Source organism: Natrinema sp. CGMCC1.2065 (assembly GCF_051225675.1).
GTDB classification, from domain to species: Archaea; Halobacteriota; Halobacteria; order Halobacteriales; family Natrialbaceae; genus Natrinema; species Natrinema thermotolerans.
The window spans coordinates 66,526-91,644 of sequence record NZ_JBPJSJ010000003.1 but is presented as its reverse complement, the minus strand read 5'-3'; the positions used below and the strand labels follow the sequence as shown (position 1 = coordinate 91,644).

Sequence of the window (25,119 nt, the reverse complement as noted above, 5' to 3'; positions counted from 1 at the left end):
ATCAACGCCGCGAGGACGAGTCCGAGTACGACCCAGGCGACGCGCTTGCCGTCCCAACTATCGAAGACGCCCATGGGAACTGCCACAGGGGTCAGGGCCAAAAACGCCCGTTACGGGCCGTGTCACTGTAATTAGTTCGTGACCGTCACCTCGAGGTATCGGATCGGGAACGGCGACGCTACGCGACGACGGCCCGGACCTGAAGGTACTCGACGCGGATCGCGTTGTCACCGAACCAGTCCTCGAGGGCGGCGACGGCGTCCCGTCGGAGCGCGGCCCGGGCCGCGTCGTCGCCCATCCGCCGCAGGACCGGCGAGAGCGGGCCGGACTCCTCGGCGAACTCCCGCCAGAAATGCCGCGGCGTGGCGTAGCGAAAGTCGAGCAACCGTCGCTGGAAGGAGAGATCGGCCACATCGGCGAACTGCTCGCGGACGAAGTCGGGCTCGCCCCACTCGAGGTGGGCCCACGGATCGCTCGGCGGTGCCGTGACGTGGTCGGTCAGGACCTCGGTGAGGTCCCCGACGACGCCGGTGGGCGACCACGCGGTGAAACAGACCCGGCCGCCGGACCTCGTGACCCGCCGGAGTTCTGCCCCGGCGCGGGTCGAGTCCGGCGCGAACACGTGGCCGAAGTTCGAGAGGACGACGTCGAACGCGTCGTCGGGAACCGGGAGCGTCTCGGCGTCGCCGACGAGCCAGCCGATGTCGTCGTGGCCCGCGAGTCCGGCGTTGTCACGCGCCAGCTCGAGCATCTCGGGGGCGAGGTCGAGACCGACCACGTCGGCACCGGCCCGGCGGGCGGTCAACGCGGCGTTGCCGGTTCCACAGCCGACGTCGAGGACGCGGTTGCCCGGATCGATGCCGGCGGCGTTGACCAGTCGTGCGATGGCCGGTAGCATGTTCGGTGCCATCGCGGGGTACCGGCCGGCCGACCAGACGTGTCTCGCCGATCGGTCGTCGGCGTCGGTCGGATCCTCCATGACCGATGGTCGGTCGCCACGCACAAAAGTCGATAGCCGGCCCGACCGCCCACCCCTTCCGTGTCGGGGCCACTGTTTTGTGGCCCGCTCCCGTGGCACTGCTATGACGAGAACGGCCGTCATCGCCGGCGTCGGTCCCGGACTCGGTGCATCGCTCGCCCGCAAGTTCGTCGACGAGGGCTGTCGGGTCGGGCTGTTCGCCCGCTCGGACGACTCCCTCGAAGCCCTCGCAACCGAGCTGGGCGACGACGCGCTCGCGGTCCCGACGGACATCACGGACCCCGAGGCGGTCGCGGCGGGGTTCGACGCGGTTCGCGAGGCGTTCGGCCCCGTCGACGTCCTGATCAACCACGCCAGCGGCGGCTCGTGGAAGGGACTGCGAGAGATCTCGCCGGACGAATTCGAACGCGCGTGGCGCGTCTCGGCCCACGGTACGTTGCTGTGTTCGCAAGCGGCCGTCGACGACATGCTCGCCGGGGACGGCGGAACGATCGTCTTCACCGGCGCGACCTCGGCGGTTCGGGGCCGCGACGGTGCGATCGGCTTCAGCGCGGCGAAGTTCGCTGTCCGGGGGATGGCCGAGTCCATGGCTCGAGAACTGGGTCCCGAGGGGATCCACGTCGCCCACGTCGTGATCGACGGCGGGATCCGTCCGCCCGAGATGGACGACGCCGCCGAGGCATCGGGGTATCTCGATCCGGACGCCATCGCGGACTCCTACTGGCACCTCGTGACCCAGGACCGGTCGGCGTGGACGCTCGAGTTGGACCTGCGACCCCACGTCGAGGCGTTCTGAATCGGGCGTCTCGAACACGGACCAGCGTTATTGTCGCGGCGGTCGTCCGTGCGGTATGACTCGCGTCGCACTGATCGCCCACGACGAGACCAAGCCCGATCTCGTCGAGTTCGCCCAGACCCACGAAGCACAGCTCCGAATGTACGACCTGGTCGCGACCGGGACGACGGGGAAGCGGCTCCGCGAGGAGACGGACCTCGAGGTCGAGCGCAAGGAGTCGGGACCGCTCGGCGGCGATCTGATGATCGGTGCCGAAGTCGCGGCGGGGGAACTCGACGGGATCGTCTTCCTCCGGGACCCGCTCCGGGCCCAGCCCCACGAGCCCGACATCTCGGCGCTGTTGCGGATCTGTGACGTCCGCGATGTCGCGCTGGCGACGAACCGCTCGTCCGCGGAGTTCCTCATCGAAGGGCTGGCCGAGTAGCCGGCCGACCGCCGGGCCGCGGGGGCGGTATACTACCACGACCCGATACGGCAGAGCCACGACGGTCGCCCGGAAGGGATAGTTTCAACCGGCTCGAGCCCCCTCACGTATCCATGCCACGCGCGGTCGTCTTCGACCTCGACTACACGCTCGCCGTCCCCCGGCGGGACCGGACGACCATCCTCGAGGAAGCCGCGACCGCGACGGGCGCGCCCTCGCTCTCCCGCGAGGCCTACCTCGAGGCCCACCGCCGGAACCTCACCAGCGAGACGCGCGAACCCATTTTCGAGGACTTGCTCGCGGACACCGACAGCGACGCCGATCCGGCCGCCGTCGCGACCGCGTATCGGGAGACGATTTCGGACTCGCTCGAGCCCCTGCCCGGCGTCGAGGCCATGCTCGCCGATCTCCGAAGGAGCTACCGCGTCGGCCTGCTGACCAACGGCCCCGTCCGCGCCCAGCGGGACAAACTCGAGACGCTGGGCTGGGAGGACGCCTTCGACGCCGCCCTGGTGACCGGCGAACTCGAGGCGGGCAAACCCGATTCCCGCGCCTTCGAGGCGATCACGGACGAACTGGACGTTGCGCCCGGCGAGGCGGTCTACGTCGGCGACGAGGTCGAGGCCGACGTCCAGGGCGCGACCGAGGCCGGGATGGCGGCCGTTCAGGTGCTGCTATCGGACGGACCTGCGCCGGATTCGAGAGCCGTCGCACACCTCGAGCAGGCCGATCTCGCGGCGGCGTTGCCGGGTGTTCTCGCGGCTCTCGAGTGATCGGGCACTGAATCCGCAGGTCGTTTCCCCTGATCTGTGAGTAGAAATTAGTAAGTCATAGATGGCGAACTAACGGTATGGACGACGCGACTCGAGTGCAGTTCAAGCGACTCTTCGCCGGCGCGGTACTCATGCTCGTCGGGATAGAAGTCGTTCAGATGGGCGGAATGAACAGGAACCTCACCACGCTCGCGCTTTACGCCGTCATTTTCGGCGCGGGGGTGTTCGCCCACGGCTACTTTACGCCCACGTCACAGTCGACTCGAAACGAGCGCGAGTAGCCCGTCGCGTCACGTCTCGGCTCGGTCGTCGGCCTCCTCGAGCGCCCGCCCGACCCGCTGGACCACGTCGGTCGCCCGCTTGACGGCGGCCCCGCTCTCGAGGAAGACCAGCGTCTTCGGCGGCTCGGTCGCCTTGGGTCGGACCCGAAGCTCGAGGTCCGTTGCCGTGTCGGCCGCTCGGTCCTGTGCCGCCTCGAACTCGAGGCGGGCCCGGTCCTCGTGAACGAACACGCGGGCGAGACGCTCGTCGCGGTAGGTGACATCGTACGCGCGAGTGCCGTCGGCCGACGGCTCGACGTCCCGGTCGGCGTTGGTCACGGCGACGCGCTCGAGCAGGCCGTCCTCGCGGCCGTCGAGTTCGCTCGAGAGGAGTTCGGCGATGCGGCGACCGTCGGTGATCCGGTCCTCGACCATATCCAGTCGGTCGTGACGGCGGGATTTAGTACCAACTGAAACGGGTTCCACGCTGCTCGCACGCGAAGTCGCTATGAGCGGCCGAACTCGGCCGCTCATAGCCGGCGTATCGCGAGCAGGTGGGCGATGACTTTCAGTCGGTACTAACAGTCCCCTTCGGTGTCGAAGACGGCCTCGCGGGCGACCGGGGCGAGGTCGTCGACGTCGATCCCCTCGCGGCGGGCGTAGACCACCGCGGCGGCCTCGATGGTCAGTCCCAGCTCCCCCTGGAGGGTGTTGATCGCCCCGACGGCCTCGTGTTTCTCCATGCCCTCAGCGACCAGCGAATCGAGGACGCGTTCGAACGCCGACCGTTTCCGCAGGAGGTCCTCGTCGGGGTCGAACTCCTCGGGGATCGTCACCTCGCCCGGCTCGAAGGTCGCTGCGAGTCCGTCGTCGGTTCGGTCCAACAGCCCCTCCTCCGTCGCGATGTCGATCAGTCGCTTGGCCTGATCGGGTGAGAACCAGTCCCGATCGAGCGAGAGTGCGACGACGAACTCGTTTTCCTCGAGCCGACGGCTCCCGTGCTGGATGAACGGGGCCGCGACCGCGACGCGGAGACTCATCGGCGACGACTTGCTCGAGCGGCGAGAAAACGATGACGGTTCGGACGGTCCGCGCTCGAGGGCGGTCGCCGGCGATCAGTCGGAGGCGCGGCCGCCGCCACTGCTGTTGCGGTCGGCCCGGGACGGCGGCGGGAACTCGCCGGCGGTCGACTCCGACGTTTCGGGAAGCACGCAGCGGGCGGGCTCGCGGTTGACGTGGCGGTACTGGTCGGGCGCGTTCGCGAGCGGGTGGGCGGGGTTCTGATCGCTGTCGATGCGGGCGGCCCGCACCTCGTCGAACCCGTTGAGACGGGCGCGGATGCCACGCCAGTGATACTGTGTTGCGGTCGGGACGGAGACGGGACGGGGCGATTTCCCGTCCGGATGGCGCGTCGCGAGGATGGTGCTGTTGACGTTGCTGGCGAGCGCGTCGTGGTCGAGGAGGACGCCGACGGAGGCGTCCCGCGGCGCTCGAGCGGCCAGTACGTCGAGCCCGAGATGCAACGCCCGATACTCCGCGACGTTGTTGTCCGGCGGCGTATCCGCGGTCGCGATCCGTGCGACGCGGGTACCGTCGCGGGTTTCGATAACGGCACCCAGCCCGCCACCGGCCTCCCGGAAGGACCCGTCGGTGGCGACGTAGAAGTCTCGGTGGTGAGTCCGCGGGGGATGGGCGATGTGAGGCGTGGGCGACTCGTCGAACAGGTCCCGCAGTGCGGGCCGGCCGTGAGCGGCCATACGCCCACGTAGGCCGGTCGCCGACTTAACTATTCTGTCCCTGATAACATGTGCCAAACAGACGCATACGGAGACGAATCGGCACCGAACCGTCGTTCTCGGGTCACACTCGAGTGTTCTTCGTCGCGACGAGCTGGGCGAGCGACGACGACAGTCGAACCCCGGCCGATCGGTATGGTATTGCTGCACGTTCGAAATCGAGACTGTCACGAAACGGTGTACGAACGGCTAATTCGGCGGTATCGTCCGATACGTGGCTCGTACGACCGACACCGGAATCGAGGGTGAATCGGGACTCGAGCGGACCCAATCTGTATTGGCAGTAGGTGTAATACCACTGGGTGCCTGCTCGACGTATGAACCAGACGAACGCGAGCCGGATGGAAGCGGCCTGTTCCCTTCTCGCCGAGTCCGAACGCCGGTATCTCCTCTATCAGCTGGCCGAGGACACCACCGCGAACCTCGAGGACGTCGTCACGCAGGTCGCCGCTTGGGAACTCGACGCCCGTCCCGCGACGATCGGGAAGGAACAGCGCCAGCGGATCTACGTCTCGCTGGTCCACAACCACCTCCCGCGGCTCGCCGACTACGATATCATCGATTACGACCTCCGCAGCGGCGACGTCGTCCTCGATGACGGGTTCGACGACATCAAACCCCTGCTCGAGCAGTTCAAACAGACCGAGGAGAAAGTCGAGATCCGCGAACTGCCCTCGCTCTGAGACCCCGCCCGGTGGCGGCCGATCGACCGCTGGAGTCGCCGCCGGCGTCGACTCGAACCGAAATTCATAGGCACTTTCTCACGGAACAGTCACCGTGAGCCGATATCAGACCCTCTCGCTCTTTCTGGTGCTTGCAGCGTTGTGGGGAGCAGCGTTCGTCGCGATCAGCGCCGGGCTGTCGCATCTCCCGCCGATACTGTTTGCGGCGCTTCGATACGACATCGCCGGGCTCCTGATGCTCGGCTACGCGGCCGCCGTCGCCGACTGGCGACCGCGCGATCGGGCCGGCTGGTGGCAGGTCCTCGTCGGTGCCGGGCTCCTGATCGCGGCCTACCACGCATTCCTGTTCGTCGGCCAACTGCACACGACCGCCGCGGCGGCCGCCATCGTCGTGAGTCTCTCGCCGGTCCTGAGTACTGGGTTCGCTCGGGCGCTCGTCCCCACGGATGCCCTCTCTCCCGTCGGTCTCGTCGGCGTCGTCGTCGGACTCGTCGGCGTTGCTATCGTCGTCCGCCCCGATCCGAGCAGCCTGCTCGCGGCGGACGCCGTGGCCAAGGGACTGGTCTTCTGTGCCGCGCTGGCCTTTGCCCTCGGTAGCGTCCTCACCCGCCGCATCGACGCCGACCTCCCGATCGAGACGATGGAGGCCTGGTCGATGCTCGGCGGCGCGGCCATGCTCCATCTCGTGAGTCTCGCGCTCGGCGAACCGATCGTGCCGGCCGATTGGATCCACCCCGAGGCGATCGGCGCGCTCGCGTACCTCTCGGTGGGGGCCAGTGCCGTCGGCTTCCTCATCTACTTCGAACTGCTCGAGCGGCTGGGTGCCGTCGAGATCAACATGGTGTCCTACGTCGCTCCGATCGTCGCGGCCGTGGTCGGCTGGCTCTACCTCGGCGAGGTCGTCGACGACGCCGCACTGGTCGGGTTCGGCGTCATCGTCGTCGGCTTCCTCCTCGTGAAACGCCGGGCGATCCGCCGGGAGCTGGGGCAGGTCCGGTCCCGAGAGGCGAGCGAGTAGGCGGCCCCTACCGGCGATGGGCGTGACCGACGTACAGCGATAGCAAGTTGCCGGCGAGCAGGCCGAGAAAGAGCCCGCCCTCGAGCGCCGAGGAGAGACCGGTCGCGAGCAGGGGGAGGTAGGCTGCGGGGAGAACGATCGCCGCCCAGAACCCGACGGCGCGAATCGGCGTCGCCAGTCCTGGGACGGCCCGCTCGAGGAGGCCGTGGTCCTCGTCGGAGCGGCCGTCCGGCGCGTTCGGGCCCGCGGATCGTCGGTCGTCGAGGGAGGGAGGACTCGCCATCGAACTCGTCGATCGATCGTTGCCCGCCGCGGTGCATATACCGGGTCGACCGTTTCGTCGGTTACCCCGGATTCAGCCGGACTCGGCCGACGGAACGGTCCGTTTACCGACGGAAACGACTCGTTCATCGTCACGATGAGCGGTCCCGAACGAACCCGGTCGGAGGTTTATCCGTGATCGCGGGGCAACGCTCGCCATGAGCGACATCGAACGGATCGAACAGCGGCTGTCGGCGCTCGAGCGCGCGGTCGTCGACGGCGACTCCGAGGTACCGGCGCTCGAGGACCGCGCGTCGCTCGCCGCCGACCTCGAAACGGCCGTCGAGCGCCTCGAGGCACACGACCGACGGCTCGCCGACCTCGAGGGACGCGTCGACGCGGTCGAGGGTGCCGTCGGCGGCGTCGAATCGGTTGACGACGCGGTCGAACGGCAGGCAAACGCGGCCGTGGCGGCGGTCGACCGGCTCGAGTTCCGCATCGACGGCCTCGAGCGAGCCCTCGAGGGCCACCACGATCGAAACGGTTCGCGGTCCGGTTCCGAACCGGGAGACGAGGGGACGGCCGAGCGAGCAGCGCCGAAATCGACGGCCGACGCTCGAGACGAACGCGAGTCGGGGAGCCCGCCCATCGCGTCGACGGACGCGGTCGGGGAAAGCGGTGAACGCCCCGGCGTCGAACGGACCGTCGAGGCGATCGTGTCGACGGCCGACGACGACGGACGCTCGAGCGACGACCCGCTGTCGGAGGGCGAGGTGGACGGAGCGGCGGCCGCGGACGGAGCGGCAGCCACGGACGAGGCGGACGGGACGACCGGCATCCTCGGATCGCTCCGGGACAGACTCCCGTGAACCGCTACGTCGTCGCCGCCGTCCTGACGGTCGCGCTCGCTGCGCTCGCCGCACCGGCGATCGAGCGGGGCGCGACGATGAACACGCACCGGCAGGTCGAGACCGGGATCGCATCGATCGACGACGCCGCGACCGATCTCGTCGCCACTGAGGAGCCGTCGCCCGACGGCCACCCGAACCCCCGACGAGTCGTCGAGTTGACGCTCCCGCGTCGCTCGCTTACGACCGTCGCCGTCGACCACGTTCGGATCGTTCCGCAGGCCGACCGACGCGCCACCGTCGTCCGGTACGCGCTCGCGGACGGACGGGTCCGTGAGACGATCATCGACGAACGCATCGTCGGGGGCGATCCCGACGACACCGAGCCGTTCGTAGTCCGTGAGCGTGGCGAGAACAGGCTCGCGTTGACGCTTCGGACCGACGCGGACGGGAAGCCGGTCGTCGTCGCGAGCCGCCTGTGAGTTTAAATCGGATGCCGCGGCCAGCGCCGGTATGTTACAGAACCCACCCGAGCGGCTCCGCTCGGTCGTCGATCGCGTCGACGGCACGCGGCTCGGTCTCGGGGGCCTCTTCGACAACTGGGGCGACGAACCGGACGCCGGGTGTACGTGTCGAACGGCCGTCGAAGCGGAGACGCTCCGGATCGACGCGAGCGACTGCGACGGCCGCCTCGAGTCGGCCGTCCCCTGTCGCCGGACCGCGATCGAGGCACTCGCCGACCGCGAAGCGAACGCGATCGTCGTGCGATCGAACGGCCTCGAGCGCCGGTACGCAGACTGCGGCGTCGCCCTGCTCGGTTCGGCCGGCCGGTTCGTCGCGCTGCGTGGCCATCGCGACGACCGGCTGGCGTCGGCCGCCGCTCGGGACCCGCTCGCCGTCGGCGAGGAACTCCGGACCCGAGTCGGTCCGATCGCGGACATCGGCGTCGAATCGGGACTCGTGGCGGCTGCCGAGCGCGCCGAGGGCTACGAGTCGGCCCTGACCGCGACCGTCGGACTCACGATCGGTCACTACTTCGTCGATCGGTCGATCGCCGACGGAGCGCGTCTCGTCGATGCGCGCTCACTGTCGACCGGCAGCGAGGCGCGGATCTACGACCGCCCCGACGAGACGCCGCAGTACGCCCTCGAGATCGTCGATACGACCCTCTCCGAGAGTGACCGCCGGCTCCTCCTCGAGGGCTACGAGGCGATCGCCGAGGGGGTCGTCGAGGGGGACCGGGCGGGACCGCGGGCGATCGAACGCGCGAGCGGGGAGCCGGCCACCCCCCAGCTAGCAGGCGTTCTCACGAAGCATACGGCCGGCTACGGCGTCCTCGAGGACCTGTTCGCTGACCCGCGCGTGACCGACGTCTTCGTCACCTCGCCGGTCTCGGCGAACCCGATCCGGGTCGTCGTCGACGGGGAGTCGATGCCGACGAACGTCTCGCTCACTCGAGCGGGCGCACAGGCACTTGCGTCCCGGGTTCGACGCACCAGCGGCCGGGCCTTCTCCCGGGCGAGCCCGACCGTCGACGCGACGGCCGCGCTCGAGAACGGGACCGGCATCCGGGTGGCCGGCGTCACCGAACCGGTCGCCGACGGAATCGCGTTCGCGTTCCGGGAGCGGCCGGACGAGCGGTTCACCCTCCCCGCGCTGGTCGCGAACGGAACGGTATCGGCGGCGGCCGCGGCGTTGCTCTCGGTGGCCGTCGAGCGAAACGCCGCCGCCCTGATCGCCGGGACGAGAGGGGCCGGCAAGACGACGCTGCTTGGCACGCTGCTGTACGAACTTCCGCCGGCGACGCGGACGGTCCTGATAGAGGACACGCCGGAGCTGCCCGTCGACACGTTACAGTCGGTCGGTCGGGACGTACAGGCGCTCCGGACCGGTACTGGTGACGGGCCCGAAATCGCCCCGGACGAGGCGCTCAGGACCGCCCTCCGGCTGGGCGACGGCGCGCTCGTCGTCGGCGAGATCCGCGGCGAGGAGGCGGAGGTCCTCTACGAGGCGATGCGAGTCGGGGCCAACGCCAACGCCGTCCTCGGTACGATCCACGGCGACGGGGCCGACGATGTCGCCGAACGGGTCGTCACCGACCTCGGCGTCGAACCCTCGTCGTTCGCCGCGACGGATCTGATCGTGACCGTCCAGACCCACCGGACCCCCGACGGCCGAACCCGCCGCCTCGCCGCCATCGAGGAGGTGATCGACGACGGCGACACCCACCGGTTCGAACCGCTGTACGAACTCGAGGGCGAGGACGCGGTCGCGACCGGTCGGATCGACCGCGGCGAGAGCCGGCTGGTGGACCGGCTCGCCGGACCGACCGAGTCCTACGCCGACGTACGCCGGGCGATCGCGGCCCGGACTGACCTGCTCTCGCGGCTCGCCGGCGAGGGCCGAACGAGTCCCGACGCGGTCACGCGAGCCTACGCGGACCGGACCGACGAGTGATCTCGCGATGACGTCCGTGCCCGTCGTTCGTACGCTGGCGGCGCTGTACCCGGCCGAGGTCGACGCCAGTGACGGCCTCGCGGAGTCGCTGTCGTTTACCGGTTCGCCCCACGACCCCGAGACGGTCGTCAGAGCGGGATACGGGGCCGGAATCATCGCCGCCGTCCTCCCGCTGGGACTGTTGCTGACGCCGGCACCGCTCCCGTTCGTGGCGTTTTTCGTCCTCGTGGCCCCGATCGCGGCGATCCACACGGTTCACTCGATCCCCCATCTGCGGGCGGCGTTTCGACGGACCGAAGCCCTCGGCGACACCCCGAACCTGATCGGCCGGGCGGTGTTGCGCATGCAGGTCCAGCCCGCCCTCGAGAGCGCGATCCGGTTCGCAGCCGACACCGGCTCGGGCCCGCTGTCGCGGAGTCTCGACGCGCACATCGATCGAACGATGGGCACCGCGGGGACGGGGCTGCTGGCCTTCGCCGAGGAGTGGGCCGAGTGGTTCCCGGCGTTACGGCGGTCAGCACACCTACTCGCGACCGCCCAGGACGCTCCGGAAGCCGAGCGGTTGCGGACGCTCGATCGCGCGCTGTCAGCCGTCCTCGACGGCACGCGTAGCCAGATGGCCGAGTTCACGTCGGCCATTCGTGCGCCGGCGACCGGACTGTTCGCCTTCGGGATCATGCTCCCGCTCGCGCTGGTTTCGCTGGTCCCGGCGGTGCCGATGGTCGGCTATGCCGTCAACATCTGGCTCGTCGTCCTCCTGTACAACGTCGTGCTGCCCGGTGCGCTCGTCGGGGCCAGCCTCTGGCTGCTCGTCCGCCGGCCGGTCGCGTTTCCGCCGCCGACGATCGGTCACGACCACCCCTCGCTCCCCGATCGGCTCCGACTGCGGCCGCTCTGGGGTGTCGCCGCCGGCGGCAGCAGCTATCCCGTTCTCGTCGCGGTCGGTCCTACACACCTCGCGCCCGTCGCCGCCGTCGGTCTCGGGCTCGGGGTCGCGCTGCTCGTTACCTACCGGCCGATCCTCGCGGTCAGACACCACGTCCGCGACGTCGAGGCCCACCTCACCGACGCGCTGTACGTCGTCGGCCAACAGGTCGCCGAGGGGGAATCCGTCGAGTCCGCCGTCGAACTCGCCGGCGACCGGGTCCCCGGCGAAACCGGCGCCGTCTTCGAACGCGCGGCCGGCCTCCAGCGACGGCTTCAGACCGGCGTCAGGGAGGCCTTCCTCGGCGAGTACGGCGCGCTCCGATACGTTCCCAGCCCGCGCGCTCGCGGGACCGCCGCCCTGCTTGCGATCGCGGCCGACGAGGGGAAACCAGCGGGTCGCGCCATCGTCTCCATGGCCGACCACCTCGAGGAACTCGAGACCGTCGAGGCCGAGACCAAGCGGAACCTCGAACAGGTGACCGGGACCCTCGACAACACCGCGGCGTACTTCGCGCCGCTCGTGGCCGGTGCCACCGTCGGCATGGCCGACATGATGGCCAGCGACGCACTCGTCGCGTCTGGCGAGGTCGACGCGGCCGCCTTCCCCACGGAGTCGTTGGGGATCGTCATCGGGGTCTACCTGCTACTGCTGTGTGTCATCATCACGCCGCTCTCGATCGCGCTGCGTCACGGGATCGACCGTGCCCTCGTCGGCTATCACGTCGGTCGGACGCTCGTCTCCGCGATGGTGCTGTACGTCGTGACGGTGGCCCTCATCGGTGCCGTCCTCTGACCGCTCGCTCCCACTTCCGTCCGGCCCGGGTCGGCTCCCCACCGCGACTGAGGTTTAAATACGAACACGCGGCCAGCGAGGGCATGCACCTGGAAGCACCGATCGACGGCTGGTACGTCTGGCTCGCCGTCTCCATCGTCAGCGCCGCCGTCGGTACCGTTGCGCTCGGTCTACCGACCGGCCCGCCACCGGACGCGAACCGAGCGGCGAACGCCATCGAGGAGACGGCTGGCAGTCCCTACGAGGCGAGTTCGACCTACGACCACGACGCGACCGCGATCAAGGTCACCGGCCGCACCGTCGCGATGCGAAACGAACACGGCACGACGCGGGCGACGCTCACCTACGGCCATGTGGTCCCCGTCACGGGGAACGAACGGCTCGAGAACGTCTCCGCCGGCCGTGCCGTCGAGGACGAGTACGCGGCGGCGGTCGAGGATCCGAGTCGGAACGCGATCGATGCCTTTCTCGCGGACGTCGAATCGGCATACGAGAGGAACGGCGACGAGTGGCGGCCCGCGGACGGGCCGTTACGGACTCGGACCGTCGCGACGAGGCCGCTTCCAACGGTCAGTGTTGCCGTCGATATCGAGCGCGTCCCCGGCGACCAGACCCACGAAGTAACCCTCGAGTACGAATCGACCGCGGAAACCGGGATACGACTGCGGGCAGACGGGAGTGGCGATCGAGGACGCATCGACGAAACGGTCACCGCGACATCGACGAGGAAGACCGAGACGATCGTCCACGACGAGTTCGAGGGAGCGCCCGCGATGTCGTTCCCGATCGACGTGCGGGTCGAAGCCGGCGGCACCGAGCTGTGTACCGTAACCGTCCGCGCCGATCGAGGGGACGAGACCGTCGCGGTCTGTCCGCCCGGCGGGGAGACCCTCGAGACGACCGGTGTCGACGATCGAGGCTACGTACGCCGCGATACGGAGGCCGATTCGTTCTATGTCACGCTCGTCGATGTCTGACCGGGGACAAACCGATCCCCTCGCCGCACTCGTCGCCGTCTCGGCGCTTATCGCCGGGATCGGTCTCTACGGGCTCTATCTCACCGATACCCTTCCCGGAACGACCGATCGAACCACCGAAACGACGGCGCTCGAGCGGATCGCCGACGACCTCGAGAGCGACGGCGTCGTTCGCGCCTACGACGGCGATCTCGCGGACGGAATCGAGACCGGATCCTTGCCACACGGCCGGAACGTCTACGTCCGACTCACGATCGTCGCCGACGGTCGCGAAACCGTCGTCGGAACTGCCGTGTTCGGAACCGACGGAACGTCGAGCCCGGACGCGATCGATGAGGCGGAACTCGACGGTCCGCCCGAGGAGGCCGGCGTGGCCGAGCGCTCGGTCGCCGTGGCGACTGCTCCCGGCGACGTACGCGGCGGCACGCTGCTCGTGGGGGTGTGGGACGGATGAGGTCGGATCGAGCGGTAAGTACCGTCATGGACGTCGCGATGGCGCTGCTGCTCGTCAGCGCGAGCGTCCTGTTGCTCGGTACCCACCTGTACGGGACCACGCCCGACCCCGACGGGGACCGGGCCGACCACACGGCCGCGGTACTCGGCGCAACGACCATCAGCGTCCAGTACAGCCTCGCCGACGCCGATCCAGTCGCCGAACGACCCGGCGGATACCACCGGACCGAGTACGGGTCCGCGACCGGCCTGCTCGCGGACGCGGCCGTCGCGAACGCCCGCATCGACGGGACGCCGATCCGCCCCACGGGCGACGAGTTCGAGGCCGCCGTCGACGCCGCCATCGGGAGCGCACTGATCGGGTCCGACCGCGAGTTCTACGCCGTCGCCGAGTGGGAACCCTACGAGAACGCCTCGATCAACGGGACGGCGACCGCCGGCGAACGGCCACCACCAACCGCGGACGTCTCGAGCGTGACGCTGACCGCTTCGAGCGGACTACCGGCCGTCGACGCCGACGAGATCGAACGCGCGTCCCTCGAGGGCGGGACCGACTGGAACGACCGCCTTGGGGATCGAACCGACCTCGTTGCGGATTCCGACTCGGCCGGTTTCGAAGCCGCGGGTATGGTCCTCGGGGACGCGATCGTTCGCGGCTACTTCCCACCCGAGGAGACGCAACTGGCACTCGAGAGTCAGGGGCTGTCTCACGACCTCGCCGTCTTCCAGTACGAGCGCATGGTCGCGCCACTCGAGTACGAGTTCTCCGGGACGACGAACCCGGCCCATCACGGCCCGCTCAAACGCGAGAAAGCGGACGCTCTCGAGGCGAACGCACAGGTTCGCCGCGGGATCGCTGACGCGGACCGATTCGGCCGGGACGGGCTCGGAGAGTGGCTCTCAGAGGACCTGCAGGACGCCTTCGCCGAGGAAATCGCGACGATCGACGACGAATACAGCGGCGCCGCCCGCGACGAGCGGATCGCAGCGCTGCTCGCCGACGAGGTATCGACCGCCGACGTAACCATCACGATTCAGACTTGGTAAGATGACCGACAGTCAACCCACAGTTTCGATCGCAGCAGACGACCGCGCCCGAGTTCCGTTCGCCCTGATCGCAGTTCTCCTGTTGATCAGTAGCATCGCCATCGTCGGCGTCCTCGGCTCCAGAGACACACCCGAGGTCGAGACCGAACAAGCAGTGGCCATCGACCGCGCCGAATCGGTCGCCGTCTCGGAGTTGCGGCGATCGGTCCTCCGAGCGACCGAGGCAGCCGCAAGCGCACCCGTCACGTCGACCGACGGTGCGAGCCCGACCGTCGAAGCAGCGTTCGACGACGACGAACCCGTCTTCGACCAATACCTCAAGCTCCTCGTCTACCGGGAGGTAGCCGAATCGTTCGCGACCACTCCGCAACAGGTCGGCCACGATACCGCCGCTGGCGTCACCATCGACCGTATCGACTGGAACGACAGCGACGATCTCGCAGCCGCGATCGACCGTATCTCGCTCGAGCGACCCGACACCGGCGTCCTTACCGTCGAGGTCGCGGACGTCGAACTCACCGGCAACGTAAGCGACGGTGTGCCGATCACCGAACGCCGCGATCTGACCGTCTCGGTCGCGACCCCGCTCTACCAGCTCAAGGACCGAACCGACGAGTTCCAGCGCCAGCTCAACACCGGCTTTTTCGAAACCGACGAGTACGACGGCCTCGGTCGATATACGGCTGCCCGGCTGTTCCCCTACACCTGGGGCAAGGCCTACTACGACCGCCTCTCGAGCGGCCAGCCGGCGTTCGATAACCTGACGCCCAACGACCACACCGAGGTCATGGTCAACGACGCTATCTTCGGCCTGCAAGAGCGAACCTTCGGCACGACCGACCCCTACAAGGACCGCGCCATGCTCCAACCGACGCTGTGTATGGCCGGCGATCTCACCTCGAACGCGGGCGACATCGAGACCGAGGACTTCGTCGCTAACGACAGTGCCCTCGCCAACGAGACCGACCTCTGTAACACCGACCTACTCGATCAAGACGGTGCGCTACCTGACCCGCCGACCGTTCAGGAGATTGCACTGACGATGCTCGAGGACAACGTCGAAACCGACGTCGAGATTCAGGCCCATCCGTTCGCCGATTTGGGGTATATGCAGATGGCGGCTGGGATGGATATGTCGCAGATCGAAGACGGGTTTAATGACTCGCTTGAGAAAACAAATCGGTTTAATGGGTATTATCTTGAGGACTATTTCTCTAACAACTTAGATAATCAGGGAATAGCTGAGGATGTAGGTAATTTCAAAGCTGAAAAGGACGATACGATGACTGATATTAGACGGACGATTTCGAGAGAATATCCAGTTAGTGACGATATACAGAACATCATACAAGACGTATATCTGGTAGAATTGAGTACAGGAGAAAACGGACCGTTCAGCTATACTCAATTGCCAGATCCATCTCCACCTGAAAACTGGGCTCGAAATCCAGGTAACTGGTCTGGACCATTTAACGTAACCCGATACGCGAGCGCTTCGCAAGCAGATGCTGATGTATCGATTGATATAGTGTCAGAAAACAGTACTGGGTTTGAGGGCAGAAAATTTGCGGACGTTGATATTCGGTATGAAAACTCGATTGGTGTCAGTGCTGATTGGGAACACGAAGACGAAAATCGATCTTCGCATACGAACTGGAACTGGAAGGACAACATTACGTATAGTGTGAGCTATACGATCAGCGGAGATCTTGTTTCTGAGGATATCGACGTTGAACGAGAAAGACGAGGAATCGAATCACCGTTCCGCTCTGATTCGTGGAATGAGGACTATAAATCCGTTAGGAGCTTCGAGGGAGCCAAAACGAGAGCAGTCGAGGAAACATTTGATCTCGAGGCGACGACTGTCCGTTCACAAGAACGAGAACTCGAGCGGGAACTCGAAGGTTCGAGTACGTCGATAATTACGGAGAGTGACTTTGAGAGTGAAATACCTTATACGGCCGACCCAGACATCGATATCAGTCCCCGAAACAAAGACGAAATCTACGAATGGGTACTCTCCGAACTCAATCACACTCACTACGAAGTCGTCACACGCGCTGAACCCCATCAAACCGATATCTGGAACATGGTCGAACAACCGAGTCCGCTCGAGAAAACCGAAAGCAACGTCCGTGACTTAGAGCGTGAACTAGTGTACCAAAACGCGTCTGAACCGTACGCGAACACCGCGGATCTCCTGCGAGCGGAAGTCCGCAAACAGTACTTCGAGAACACGTACGATAATATCGAGAAGGTAAGCGGCTGGCACGACACGACGCTGGGCGAGAGCAGTGCGATACTCAACGATCTCCTCGGGGGACTGCTCGATACCAGCAACGACCTTCTCGGGGGACCGGTAGACTTCGTCGACCGAACGATGGATCCCGAAACGCGACCCGAGGACACACAGGGGTCGCTCGAGAAGTCCCCACTGATAGAAGACGTGAATTACCAGATCGAAGGATCACCGACGTACCTCTCTTTGGAGACGGTCAACCGAACTGAGGTGCCAGCAGTACGCCCCGACAGTGGTGAGATTCTTTCGATCGACGAGATCAACGAGACGAAACACGCACCTATGGGTGCCGGGTATCTCGATGGAATCGGCCATCCAGGATTTCCCCTCATGCCGTGGCCGTCGTTGTTTTACTTGCAACTCGATGCGTATTATCTCGATGTGCAGGGCGAATACGCACGGTTCGAAGTGCGAACGACCGACGGTGATCCGACCAGTGCTACTGGGTTGACGTACGTCCGGCAAGATACTGAGGCGACAATCGATACACCTGCATGGGCAACTAAAGACGAGCTTGCAGTCGGTTCTGTCGAAACGATATCATTCGAGAACGAACTCGTAGTTCCGATAGTCGTTCCGAGTCCACAGTTACTAACGAAAGGATCCCCGGGTGTTGGCGATACATGGCGATATGGGGCCTCAAATTCGCCGCAGAAGGATTGTTCGACAGCCTGGAACGAAGTCGGTGCTGGATTCGAGAACAGTAGCAGCTGTATCTCGAGTGGAGAACTTCCAGTAAATAATTAATCATTTTCTACAGCATAGATGTTCCCTTCCGATGTGGGAATGTAGAGCGATTCGTTGGAAATAGCAGGAGGTGCCCTAATGGACTCGCCATCGTCTTCTCCAAATTCTTTGAGACGCCATTTTACAGCCCCGTCGTCTGCATCAAATGCTAATAAATCAAAATAACTAGACACGTACACAATATCATCGGTAACTATTGGTTTTGCCGTCACACTGTACCGAAGATCTTTTGGACCCCAATAATTAGTCTGACTTTCAATATCAATAGCAAAAAAGTCCTGAGATCCGGTCCCACCACCACCGAAATAGACTGTGTCCTCTGTAATCGTCGGACTAGATACTATTGGTTCGTCAATTTCTAGACTCCATCTTTCTTCGCCCTCTTTGATTGCGTATAGATGTTGATCTTCACCACCAAGATAGACTGTACCATCTACGACTGCTGGATTACTTTCTCCTAGTGGCTTTTCTGTCGTATTCTCAAACTGCCACTGAATTCTGCCGTTTTCAATATCTACTGCATAGACCGTATTTTCACTAACAAAATATGCATTTCCGTTATCAACTGCAGGAACGTCCGTATAGGGACGGCCACCCTGATGTTCACGCATATCATGAAGCGTATGTTCATCGCCATTTTCGCGATCGAAATAATGAAGAAATAGGTTTTCCGTCCCGACCACACCATCATTCACCGGCACGGGATTGACGCTACTGATCCCAATGTCGTTCCGCCATCGTATTTCGCCGTCCTCGAGATCGGCCGCAACGATCCCATCTCTCGTGCCAGCGAACACTCGGTCATCGCCAGCAGCGGGATGCGCCGCAGGAGACGCGTTGACTTCTTTTTGCCACTCGAGTTCCTCCGTTTCTAGATCGACCGCGTATAAGTGAGTATCCGCAGCGACATAGAGCGTGTCGTCGACGATGACGGGGCTGTTACTGATCGATCCCTCGCCTTCGAAGACTTTCCGCAATCGCACTTCGTCACCGGTTGGACCGGTCGCCGTCGGATGATACCCCGTGTTCTGTGGGTCAACGCCGTACATAGGCCACGTGTCGGCTGAAAGCGCGTCGTCGTTCTCGGGTTCGTCCTCGTTCGTTTCGGAACTGTCGCTCGTACAGCCAGCGAGGACCGAAACGCCGGCAACGGTACTGGCACAACTCGCCAGCCAGGTCCGGCGAGTTCGGTTCGGTTTCCAACTCATAGTATAATCTCAAAATTAAACTCATAATGTAAAATCTTTATCCTCTATCCGAGCTGTGATTTCCGAGAGGTAACACCAGCCCGTGACGGACCGACAGATGATACGCGGATCCGGCAGCACTGAGCGAGCGACCGAAACCAACTCGAGAACGGCGAGACGGAGCGGGCGGACGTTCAAAAAGGAAGCCGCGGGACTGTCGCTATGATCGCTATCGCAGGAGCGAAAGGCGGCTGTGGAAAGACGGTGACGACGATCGGACTCGCGGAGGCGGTCACACGGGAGACGACGACGGCGATCGCGGTCGATGCCGACCGCCAATTACCGAACCTCCACGTGGCCGGTGGCGTCGATCGGGAGCCGACGCTCGCGGCGCTCGAGTCCGAGTCGGCCGTCGCCGAGACGGTCGTCCAGTCGAGCCCGCGGACGGACGACGCGGGGCTGGTCGCGGCACCGGAGCCGTCCGACCGGGTCGACTTCGAGGCAGCGTTCGATCGGCTCGAGAAGGCGGCCGAGCGGGCGTTCGTGGATTGCCCGTCGGGTGCGGGCCCGGACGTCGTCGAAGCGCTGTCGGCCGCCGACGGGGTGATCGTGGTCACGACGGAGACGGAACGCAGTCTCACGGCCGCCGAGACGACGATCGAGATGGCGCGCCGGCTCGAGGTGCCGATACTCGGCGCGGTGGTGAACCGGTGCGACCGCGTGCCGGAGGCGGTCGACTCGTGGACGCGAGTCCCGGTTCTGGGGCGGGTTCCGGAGGGGGAAGCACCGCTGACTGACGAGGCGACGCGGGAGGCCTACGAGGGGATCGCACGGACGATAGAGCGACGATTGGCTCCGGATCGGACGCCGGTAGCGTACGACGAGGAGTTGCTGCCGACGGGGATCGACGCGCTCGATCGCGCGCTCGGGGGCGGACTGGAACCGGGATCACTCGTCGCGGTGGTCGCGGAACCCGCCAGTCAGTCGGAGCAGTTGCTTTACGGAACGACCGCCGTCCGCGGGACGCTCTATCTGTCGACCGAGCGGTCGACGGCGAACGTAACGCGGGCGCTCGAGGCCGCGGCGATCGAGACCGGGAACCCGACGGTACGCCGCCTCGGTGGCGAGACCGGGCTCGACGACGCGGCGGCGTTGCTCGAGACGCTGCCGGCGTCGTCGACGCTCATCGTCGATCCGACGAATGCGATGGAGACCGCGGACCGGGCGACGTACGTCTCCTTTCTCGACGCGCTCACGGAACGGCTGGTTGCGACGGAGAGCATCGGCCTGTTGCACTGTCTCGAGGGGCCGGCGGTGCCGGCGAACCGGACGGCGACGCTTCACGCCGCCGACGCGGTCTTCGAACTCGAGTCGGAGCCGGCAGCGGATGGGACCGACCATACACTGTCGATCTCGAAGTTCAGAGGTGACAACGCGGGGACCGAACGGATCCGGCTCGCGTTCGACGGCCGGTCGCCGGCGTCGATCGAGGCGACCGACAGCCGATCCTGAGAGCCGAGTCCAGTTATCGGCTGGACGGTCGGTATCGGGTTATGCTAGTCCAGCACGGCCGGCGATCGATCGTGAGCGTCGCTCCGATCGGGATCGTGCGTCGTACAGCGCTCGAGCCGCCGGGCGAGGGCCCGAAGGGGTTCGACCGCCGGGCAGTCGGGAGCGACGGCGGCAACGGGACGTCCGCGCCGCTGTGCGTCGGCAACGGCCGACCGCTCCTCAAGGGTGCGTACCGGGGCGCTGACGGTTCGTTCGATGCGCTCGGCGATGCCGTCGGGGACCGCTCCGGACGTCCTGTTGAGGGCGACGGCGGCGACCGGCGTCTCGAGGTCGAGTGCGACCTGTCGCGTTCGCATGGCGTCGGTGAGTGCGGGTTCGGTCGGGGTCGTGACGAGAACGGCCGCGTGGGCGCTCGCGAGTTGTCGGCCCACGTCGCGTGCCAGCCCGGCGGGGCAGTCGATCACGACGCGGCCGAACTCGCGTTCGAGCCGTCGAACGATCCGCGGGAACGCCGACAGATCGGCCGCGCGGGCACCGGCGAGCGTTCGGCCGCAGGGAAGCAGCCGAACCGGACCGCGTCGGTCGACCGCCTCGAGCGGGTCGGTACGGTCGGCCAGGACGTCGTGCAGATCGGGGCCGCCGCCGCGCGGGAGGTCCGCGGCCGCGAGGTCGCCGTCGACGACGACCCCGTCGAGTTCGTGCGCGAGGTTCAGCGCGAGCGTCGACTTGCCGACGCCGCCTTTCCCGCCGCCGACCGCGACGATCATCGCTCCCGTCCGACGACGGTCGGCGTCGGTTTCCACTCGGTCAGCGAAGCGAGGACGGCCGCCGGCCGCGGGGAGCGGTCGCTCGAGACCGGTCGGTGATCGGTCACGGCCAGCGGCGGCTCGACCGGCGACGCCGGGCTCGCGAAGCCGATTCCGCGACGGCGGTCGGGTTCGATCACGCCCTCCCAGACGGCGTCGGTCCACGCCGCGGGCCGGTCGCCGTCCGTCGGGGGCCAGACCGGGCCGTCGAGTCGGCTCTCGAGTCGGACGCGCTGTGGGGTCGTCGCGGCGGTTTCGATCGTCGCCGACACGAGCGTCACGCCGTCGATGCGGTCGGTCTCCCAGTCGAGGTCGATCACGGCCGCGTTGGCCGCCCGCTGTCTGATAAATGTCCGCTCGATCGCGACCGCGTGGAACCGGTCCGAGTGCGGTCCGCGACGTCGTTACTCGGCCCGACCGTCGGGACCGGATCCCGAGCCGGTCTCGAGGTCGAACCCTCCGAGGTCGCCGGGACTCGACTCGAGGACGACGGTTTCGCCGGCGGTCATCGAGTCGCCGATATCGACGGCGACGTCCTCGACGTCGACGGTCGGCGGAAAGAGCAGGTCGACGCGGCTGCCGAAGGCGATATGGCCGATGCGGTCGCCGCGCTCGAGGGCGTCGCCGCGCTCGGCGTAGGGGTGGATCCGGCGGGCGAACGCGCCGGCGATCAGGGTCACCTCGGCGTCGGAGTCGGGTTCATCGGGATGGGACGTCGACTCGTCGGTCTCGACCGCAGCGGAGTCGGCGTCTTCGGGGGACGGCAGGTTCGGCGAGTCGGTCTCGAGGCGGACGTGGACGCGTTCGTTGCGGTCGGACTCCTTCGAGAAGGCGGGGCGGTTGGCACCGGAGACGTGTTCGACATCGGTAACGCGGCCGGCGAAGGGGGCGCGGACGACGTGGACGTGCCAGACGTTCATGAAGATTCCCAGCCGGACGCGGTCGCCCTCTTCCCGGAGGACCGAGACGTTCCCGTCGGCCGGCGAGACGACGCCGGTCGGCGGCGGGGTACGGTCGGGATCGCGGAAAAAGGCGAGAGTACCGGCGCCAACCGCGAGCGCGACGAGGCTCGCGGTGACGCTGATAACGAGTGCGAACGGGGCGGCGAGTAGCGGAACGATAGCGTACTTCCAGGCCCCCGGCGCGACGTTCATGGGAGAACTGAGGCGACCGACTCGTATGGCCGTTACGGATGGCACGAGCCGGACAGCGGGTACAGACGAAGGGGCGTTCAGTCCCAGAACGACTGGGTCCGGGCGTACTCCCGCTCTTTCGAGAGGATGTCGCGATAGAACTCCGCTTCGTCCTCGCGGAGTTTGTTGATGATCTGGGCGGCGTTGTGCGGCCCGACCCCGCGGGCGGTCATCGCGATCACGGCCTGCTTGCCGTGACTCTGGACGAGGCTCGCGGCCCGGAACGCGCGTTCGGTCATCTTCTGCTGTTCCTCGTCCTTTTCTTGCGCTCGGACGGCCTGTACGACCTCGTCGGCCCACGGGTTCAGCGAGGCGATCCGGGTCGAGCCACACTCCGGGCACTCGGGCTGGTCGGCCACCCGCTTGACTTTCGTCTTCACCTTCCACTCCGTACAGTGGGTACACAGCAGGATGACCCGATCGTTCTGCAGGCGCTCCCGGACCGTCTCGATGACGCTGGCGTCAGCGTTTTCGGGTGCGAGCAGTTCCTTGCCGCCTGACGACCGGCCCCCCTTCCCGATCGGCGTGTGGCCGCGGTGGGTCACCAGTTCGAGGTCGCCCGACTGGAGCCGCTCGAGGACCGCACTCGCACGTTCGATATCGAGGTCCTCGTGGAACACCTCCCGGATCGCTTCCTCGTACATGGGGGTGTCCTCCAGGGCCGCCAGCAGGCGATCGTTCGAGAGTCGGCCCGAGCCCTGCCAGCGCTTTAACGCGCCGAACTTCGCCGAGACCTGCGCCAGCCGGAAGGCGAGCGCGTCGGAATTTTTGAGTCCGAGTTCGATGATCGACTCGACGTGATCGGGGTCGGTCTCCTCTACGACCTCGAGTACCTCGCTGGTCGCGATCGAGTTCGGGACCTCGAGTTCGATCCGGTAGGGATCGGTCTCGAGGCCGACAGAGGAGCCGGCCCGCTGGCCCAACAGTGCCGACAGCACCCGACCGAGCGTCTCGTTTGCCGCGTGACCGAACGGCGCGTTGAGGACGATCGTCCGTCCCCGGCGCTCGAGGACCAGCCGGTCGGCCGTCGGCATCGGCGCGTCGGCCTCGACCTGTTGTGCGAGTTGCGTGCAGGCCTCGGTCAGCGTGTACTCGTCCGCGGGGTACCGGTGAGCGAGTTCCCGGGCGACCGCGGCGGCGTCGGCCCCGGCTGTGAACTGGGGTTCGGCGACGGCCCGGATCTCGCCGACTTCCCCCGCGACGGCGGCGGGGACGGGGATCTCCTGGCCGATCCACGAGGGGACTTCGCCCGCGGGATCCTCGATCGGGCTGACCTTGACCGTCCCCTCCTCGTCGTCGATCTCGGCGATCCGCCACATCTCGCCCCGTTGGATGAACACCTCGCCGGGCTGGGCGAAGTTGACGACGAAGCGCTCGTCCAGGGTCCCGATCTGGCCCCCCGAGGCGATGTCGTGGACCTCGTAGGTCTCCTCGTCGGGGATCATCGAGAGGTTCGCGTAGACGTACTGCCACGTACCGCCGGTGGTCTCGATGCGGTCCTCGCCCTCGTCGAACCAGAGGATTCGATTGCGGTCCAGTTCCCCTGCGATCTCGCGGATCGTCGCCTCGGGGACGTTTCGGAACGGATAGGAGCGAGTGATCGTCTCGAGCGCCTCGTCGAGGGACGTGTCGCCGCGGCTCTGGACGATCGCGGGCAACTGGTTGGCGACCACGTCCAGGCTCCCCTCGTGGATCGCCGCCGGTTCGACCTCGCCGTCGCGGGCCCGTCGGGCGATCGACAGCGCCTCGAAGGTGTCGTCCGGGCGGGTCGTCACGATCGTCCCGCTCGAGACCTCGTCCTGTCGGTGCCCCGCGCGGCCGATCCGCTGGAGGAGTCGGGTGACCTGTCTGGGGCTCTTGTACTGGATCACGTGATCGACCTGTCCCACGTCGATGCCCAGTTCCATCGACGAGGTACAGAGGAGCCCGTCTATCTCGCCGGCCTTGAACCGATCCTCGACGTCGATCCGGGCCTCCTTCGAGAGCGATCCGTGGTGGACACCGATCGGGAGGTCGAGTTCCTTGAATCGCGACCCAAGCGCCTCGGCGGTCTGGCGGGTGTTGACAAAGATCAGGGTCGACTCGTGATCGGCGACCAGATCGCGGATCAGCCGGACGTGGCTGGCGGTATCGGCTTCGGTCATCAGTTCCCCGGCCAGCCGCTCGTCTTCCTCCGTAATCTCGGGCTCGCGGACCGTCACGTCGACGTTGCTCCCCACGTCGATCTCCCGGATCTCGCAGGGTCGGCCCCCCGTCAGGAACTGCCCGACCTCACCGGGATCGCCGACCGTCGCCGAGAGTCCGATCCGCTGGAACGGGCCGGCGAGATCGCGCAGTCGCTCGAGGCCGATCGCCAACTGCGCGCCCCGCTTGGAGGCGGCGAGTTCGTGGACCTCGTCGATCACGACGTGGGAGACGTCGGCGAGCGCCTCGCGCAGCCGCTCGCCGGTGAGCATCGCCTGGACCGTCTCGGGCGTCGTGATCAGCACGTCCGGCGGGTCCTCGGCCTGCTTGCGCCGCTGGTAGTCGGTGGTGTCGCCGTGGCGGACGTCGACTGCGAGGTCGAGGTACTCGCCCCACCACTCGAGGCGCTCGCGCATGTCGCGATTGAGCGCCCGCAGCGGGGTGATATAGAGTGCGCCCAACCCCTCTGGCGGTCCTTCCTCGGCGACCAGATGATCGAAGACGGGCAACATCGCCGTCTCGGTCTTGCCGCTCCCGGTGGGCGCGATCACCAGCGTGTTCTCGCCGGCGGCGAGCGGCGGGATCGCCAGCCGCTGTGGTGCCGTCGGTTGCGAAAAGCCGCGTTCGGAGAGCGCCCCGCGGACCGTCGCTCCGAGGTGCGTAAACGCCGCGACGTCCCCGTCAGTCATCGGAATACGG

The 25,119-nt window shown here is 66.5% G+C and carries 25 protein-coding genes; 15 read left to right on the top strand and 10 right to left on the bottom strand.

What is annotated here, in order from left to right; all coding sequences use genetic code 11:
• Positions 1-178 precede the first annotated feature (178 nt).
• Complete coding sequence (locus ACSBP4_RS05400) at positions 179-979, bottom strand: class I SAM-dependent methyltransferase (protein ID WP_435551591.1); 801 nt, start codon at positions 977-979, stop codon at positions 179-181.
• 103 nt (positions 980-1,082) lie between these two features.
• Here ACSBP4_RS05400 and ACSBP4_RS05395 point away from each other — a divergent pair, with 103 nt between their 5' ends.
• From ACSBP4_RS05395 to ACSBP4_RS05380, 4 genes are all read left to right on the top strand, one after another.
• Positions 1,083-1,775, top strand: coding sequence for an SDR family NAD(P)-dependent oxidoreductase (locus ACSBP4_RS05395; protein ID WP_435551590.1), 693 nt, complete (start codon positions 1,083-1,085; stop codon positions 1,773-1,775).
• Positions 1,776-1,830: 55 nt separating this feature from the next.
• A complete protein-coding gene (locus ACSBP4_RS05390) occupies positions 1,831-2,199 on the top strand; it encodes a methylglyoxal synthase (RefSeq protein WP_006650970.1) in 369 nt (122 codons plus the stop codon).
• Positions 2,200-2,312: 113 nt separating this feature from the next.
• Positions 2,313-2,972: an HAD family hydrolase gene (locus tag ACSBP4_RS05385; protein WP_049966059.1), complete on the top strand. Its 660-nt coding sequence runs from the start codon at positions 2,313-2,315 to the stop codon at positions 2,970-2,972.
• 77 nt (positions 2,973-3,049) lie between these two features.
• Positions 3,050-3,253 carry a hypothetical protein gene (locus ACSBP4_RS05380; RefSeq protein ID WP_049966058.1) on the top strand — a complete coding sequence of 68 codons (204 nt, stop codon included), beginning with the start codon at positions 3,050-3,052 and terminating at the stop codon, positions 3,251-3,253.
• A 9-nt stretch (positions 3,254-3,262) separates the two neighbouring features.
• Here ACSBP4_RS05380 and ACSBP4_RS05375 read toward each other — a convergent pair whose 3' ends face one another.
• From ACSBP4_RS05375 to ACSBP4_RS05365, 3 genes are all read right to left on the bottom strand, one after another.
• On the bottom strand, positions 3,263-3,667 hold the full coding sequence (locus tag ACSBP4_RS05375) for a hypothetical protein (protein WP_049966057.1): 405 nt from the start codon (positions 3,665-3,667) through the stop codon (positions 3,263-3,265).
• A gap of 143 nt (positions 3,668-3,810) precedes the next feature.
• The gene (locus ACSBP4_RS05370) at positions 3,811-4,272 is read right to left on the bottom strand and encodes a DUF2240 family protein (RefSeq protein WP_435551589.1); all 462 of its coding nucleotides are present in this window, start codon (positions 4,270-4,272) and stop codon (positions 3,811-3,813) included.
• A gap of 75 nt (positions 4,273-4,347) precedes the next feature.
• The gene (locus ACSBP4_RS05365) at positions 4,348-4,989 is read right to left on the bottom strand and encodes a hypothetical protein (protein ID WP_006650966.1); all 642 of its coding nucleotides are present in this window, start codon (positions 4,987-4,989) and stop codon (positions 4,348-4,350) included.
• Between the two features lie 356 nt (positions 4,990-5,345).
• Here ACSBP4_RS05365 and ACSBP4_RS05360 point away from each other — a divergent pair, with 356 nt between their 5' ends.
• Positions 5,346-5,711 carry a DUF7344 domain-containing protein gene (locus ACSBP4_RS05360; protein WP_049966054.1) on the top strand — a complete coding sequence of 122 codons (366 nt, stop codon included), beginning with the start codon at positions 5,346-5,348 and terminating at the stop codon, positions 5,709-5,711.
• A gap of 94 nt (positions 5,712-5,805) precedes the next feature.
• Positions 5,806-6,729: a DMT family transporter gene (locus tag ACSBP4_RS05355; RefSeq protein ID WP_435551588.1), complete on the top strand. Its 924-nt coding sequence runs from the start codon at positions 5,806-5,808 to the stop codon at positions 6,727-6,729.
• Between the two features lie 7 nt (positions 6,730-6,736).
• Here ACSBP4_RS05355 and ACSBP4_RS05350 read toward each other — a convergent pair whose 3' ends face one another.
• On the bottom strand, positions 6,737-7,012 hold the full coding sequence (locus ACSBP4_RS05350) for a hypothetical protein (protein WP_006650963.1): 276 nt from the start codon (positions 7,010-7,012) through the stop codon (positions 6,737-6,739).
• Positions 7,013-7,208: 196 nt separating this feature from the next.
• On the opposite strand from ACSBP4_RS05350, the gene ACSBP4_RS05345 reads away from it, so the two are divergent.
• The 8 genes from ACSBP4_RS05345 (at position 7,209) to ACSBP4_RS05310 (ending at position 17,538) form a co-directional block, all read left to right on the top strand.
• On the top strand, positions 7,209-7,859 hold the full coding sequence (locus tag ACSBP4_RS05345; protein WP_435551587.1) for a DUF7310 family coiled-coil domain-containing protein: 651 nt from the start codon (positions 7,209-7,211) through the stop codon (positions 7,857-7,859).
• A complete protein-coding gene (locus ACSBP4_RS05340; protein WP_435551586.1) occupies positions 7,856-8,320 on the top strand; it encodes a DUF7311 family protein in 465 nt (154 codons plus the stop codon). The genes ACSBP4_RS05345 and ACSBP4_RS05340 overlap by 4 nt, the downstream gene beginning before the upstream one ends.
• Before the next feature lie 31 nt (positions 8,321-8,351).
• Complete coding sequence (locus ACSBP4_RS05335) at positions 8,352-10,295, top strand: ATPase, T2SS/T4P/T4SS family (RefSeq protein WP_435551585.1); 1,944 nt, start codon at positions 8,352-8,354, stop codon at positions 10,293-10,295.
• A gap of 7 nt (positions 10,296-10,302) precedes the next feature.
• Entirely contained in the window at positions 10,303-12,015 is a 1,713-nt protein-coding gene (locus ACSBP4_RS05330) for a secretion system protein (protein ID WP_435551584.1), read from the top strand.
• An 83-nt stretch (positions 12,016-12,098) separates the two neighbouring features.
• Positions 12,099-12,992: a DUF7283 family protein gene (locus ACSBP4_RS05325; protein WP_435551583.1), complete on the top strand. Its 894-nt coding sequence runs from the start codon at positions 12,099-12,101 to the stop codon at positions 12,990-12,992.
• Positions 12,970-13,446, top strand: a complete 477-nt coding sequence (locus ACSBP4_RS05320; RefSeq protein ID WP_435551582.1) for a DUF7285 family protein — start codon at positions 12,970-12,972, stop codon at positions 13,444-13,446. The genes ACSBP4_RS05325 and ACSBP4_RS05320 overlap by 23 nt, the downstream gene beginning before the upstream one ends.
• Positions 13,443-14,492, top strand: a complete 1,050-nt coding sequence (locus ACSBP4_RS05315) for a DUF7284 family protein (protein ID WP_233274348.1) — start codon at positions 13,443-13,445, stop codon at positions 14,490-14,492. The genes ACSBP4_RS05320 and ACSBP4_RS05315 overlap by 4 nt, the downstream gene beginning before the upstream one ends.
• Position 14,493: 1 nt before the next feature.
• The gene (locus ACSBP4_RS05310; RefSeq protein ID WP_435551581.1) at positions 14,494-17,538 is read left to right on the top strand and encodes a DUF7286 family protein; all 3,045 of its coding nucleotides are present in this window, start codon (positions 14,494-14,496) and stop codon (positions 17,536-17,538) included.
• On the opposite strand, the gene ACSBP4_RS05305 is transcribed toward ACSBP4_RS05310, so the two are convergent.
• Entirely contained in the window at positions 17,535-18,746 is a 1,212-nt protein-coding gene (locus ACSBP4_RS05305; protein WP_435551580.1) for a PQQ-binding-like beta-propeller repeat protein, read from the bottom strand. The genes ACSBP4_RS05310 and ACSBP4_RS05305 overlap by 4 nt on opposite strands.
• A 201-nt stretch (positions 18,747-18,947) precedes the next feature.
• Between ACSBP4_RS05305 and ACSBP4_RS05300 the strand changes: the two genes are divergently transcribed.
• Positions 18,948-20,237 carry a DUF7125 family protein gene (locus tag ACSBP4_RS05300; RefSeq protein WP_435551579.1) on the top strand — a complete coding sequence of 430 codons (1,290 nt, stop codon included), beginning with the start codon at positions 18,948-18,950 and terminating at the stop codon, positions 20,235-20,237.
• A 44-nt stretch (positions 20,238-20,281) separates the two neighbouring features.
• Here the strand turns inward: ACSBP4_RS05300 and ACSBP4_RS05295 are convergent, their stop codons facing one another.
• From ACSBP4_RS05295 to ACSBP4_RS05280, 4 genes are all read right to left on the bottom strand, one after another.
• Positions 20,282-21,004 (bottom strand): MinD/ParA family ATP-binding protein, encoded by a 723-nt coding sequence (locus ACSBP4_RS05295; protein ID WP_435551578.1) that lies wholly within the window; start codon positions 21,002-21,004, stop codon positions 20,282-20,284.
• Entirely contained in the window at positions 21,001-21,363 is a 363-nt protein-coding gene (locus ACSBP4_RS05290) for a hypothetical protein (protein WP_435551577.1), read from the bottom strand. Before ACSBP4_RS05290 ends, ACSBP4_RS05295 begins: the two co-directional genes overlap by 4 nt.
• A gap of 84 nt (positions 21,364-21,447) precedes the next feature.
• Positions 21,448-22,197 carry a protein sorting system archaetidylserine decarboxylase gene (locus ACSBP4_RS05285; protein ID WP_435551576.1) on the bottom strand — a complete coding sequence of 250 codons (750 nt, stop codon included), beginning with the start codon at positions 22,195-22,197 and terminating at the stop codon, positions 21,448-21,450.
• Between the two features lie 77 nt (positions 22,198-22,274).
• Positions 22,275-25,109: a DEAD/DEAH box helicase gene (locus ACSBP4_RS05280; protein WP_435551575.1), complete on the bottom strand. Its 2,835-nt coding sequence runs from the start codon at positions 25,107-25,109 to the stop codon at positions 22,275-22,277.
• Between the last annotated feature and the right edge of the window lie 10 nt (positions 25,110-25,119).

Bases quoted from the DNA above. Each gene is read 5' to 3' on its own strand.
- ACSBP4_RS05400 (WP_435551591.1), bottom strand. From the start codon at position 979: ATGGAGGATCCGACCGACGCCGACGACCGATCGGCGAGACACGTCTGG.
- ACSBP4_RS05395 (WP_435551590.1), top strand. From the start codon at position 1,083: ATGACGAGAACGGCCGTCATCGCCGGCGTCGGTCCCGGACTCGGTGCA.
- ACSBP4_RS05390 (WP_006650970.1), top strand. From the start codon at position 1,831: ATGACTCGCGTCGCACTGATCGCCCACGACGAGACCAAGCCCGATCTC.
- ACSBP4_RS05385 (WP_049966059.1), top strand. From the start codon at position 2,313: ATGCCACGCGCGGTCGTCTTCGACCTCGACTACACGCTCGCCGTCCCC.
- ACSBP4_RS05380 (WP_049966058.1), top strand. From the start codon at position 3,050: ATGGACGACGCGACTCGAGTGCAGTTCAAGCGACTCTTCGCCGGCGCG.
- ACSBP4_RS05375 (WP_049966057.1), bottom strand. From the start codon at position 3,667: ATGGTCGAGGACCGGATCACCGACGGTCGCCGCATCGCCGAACTCCTC.
- ACSBP4_RS05370 (WP_435551589.1), bottom strand. From the start codon at position 4,272: ATGAGTCTCCGCGTCGCGGTCGCGGCCCCGTTCATCCAGCACGGGAGC.
- ACSBP4_RS05365 (WP_006650966.1), bottom strand. From the start codon at position 4,989: ATGGCCGCTCACGGCCGGCCCGCACTGCGGGACCTGTTCGACGAGTCG.
- ACSBP4_RS05360 (WP_049966054.1), top strand. From the start codon at position 5,346: ATGAACCAGACGAACGCGAGCCGGATGGAAGCGGCCTGTTCCCTTCTC.
- ACSBP4_RS05350 (WP_006650963.1), bottom strand. From the start codon at position 7,012: ATGGCGAGTCCTCCCTCCCTCGACGACCGACGATCCGCGGGCCCGAAC.
- ACSBP4_RS05345 (WP_435551587.1), top strand. From the start codon at position 7,209: ATGAGCGACATCGAACGGATCGAACAGCGGCTGTCGGCGCTCGAGCGC.
- ACSBP4_RS05335 (WP_435551585.1), top strand. From the start codon at position 8,352: ATGTTACAGAACCCACCCGAGCGGCTCCGCTCGGTCGTCGATCGCGTC.
- ACSBP4_RS05330 (WP_435551584.1), top strand. From the start codon at position 10,303: ATGACGTCCGTGCCCGTCGTTCGTACGCTGGCGGCGCTGTACCCGGCC.
- ACSBP4_RS05325 (WP_435551583.1), top strand. From the start codon at position 12,099: ATGCACCTGGAAGCACCGATCGACGGCTGGTACGTCTGGCTCGCCGTC.
- ACSBP4_RS05320 (WP_435551582.1), top strand. From the start codon at position 12,970: ATGTCACGCTCGTCGATGTCTGACCGGGGACAAACCGATCCCCTCGCC.
- ACSBP4_RS05315 (WP_233274348.1), top strand. From the start codon at position 13,443: ATGAGGTCGGATCGAGCGGTAAGTACCGTCATGGACGTCGCGATGGCG.
- ACSBP4_RS05310 (WP_435551581.1), top strand. From the start codon at position 14,494: ATGACCGACAGTCAACCCACAGTTTCGATCGCAGCAGACGACCGCGCC.
- ACSBP4_RS05305 (WP_435551580.1), bottom strand. From the start codon at position 18,746: ATGAGTTGGAAACCGAACCGAACTCGCCGGACCTGGCTGGCGAGTTGT.
- ACSBP4_RS05300 (WP_435551579.1), top strand. From the start codon at position 18,948: ATGATCGCTATCGCAGGAGCGAAAGGCGGCTGTGGAAAGACGGTGACG.
- ACSBP4_RS05295 (WP_435551578.1), bottom strand. From the start codon at position 21,004: ATGATCGTCGCGGTCGGCGGCGGGAAAGGCGGCGTCGGCAAGTCGACG.
- ACSBP4_RS05285 (WP_435551576.1), bottom strand. From the start codon at position 22,197: ATGAACGTCGCGCCGGGGGCCTGGAAGTACGCTATCGTTCCGCTACTC.
- ACSBP4_RS05280 (WP_435551575.1), bottom strand. From the start codon at position 25,109: ATGACTGACGGGGACGTCGCGGCGTTTACGCACCTCGGAGCGACGGTC.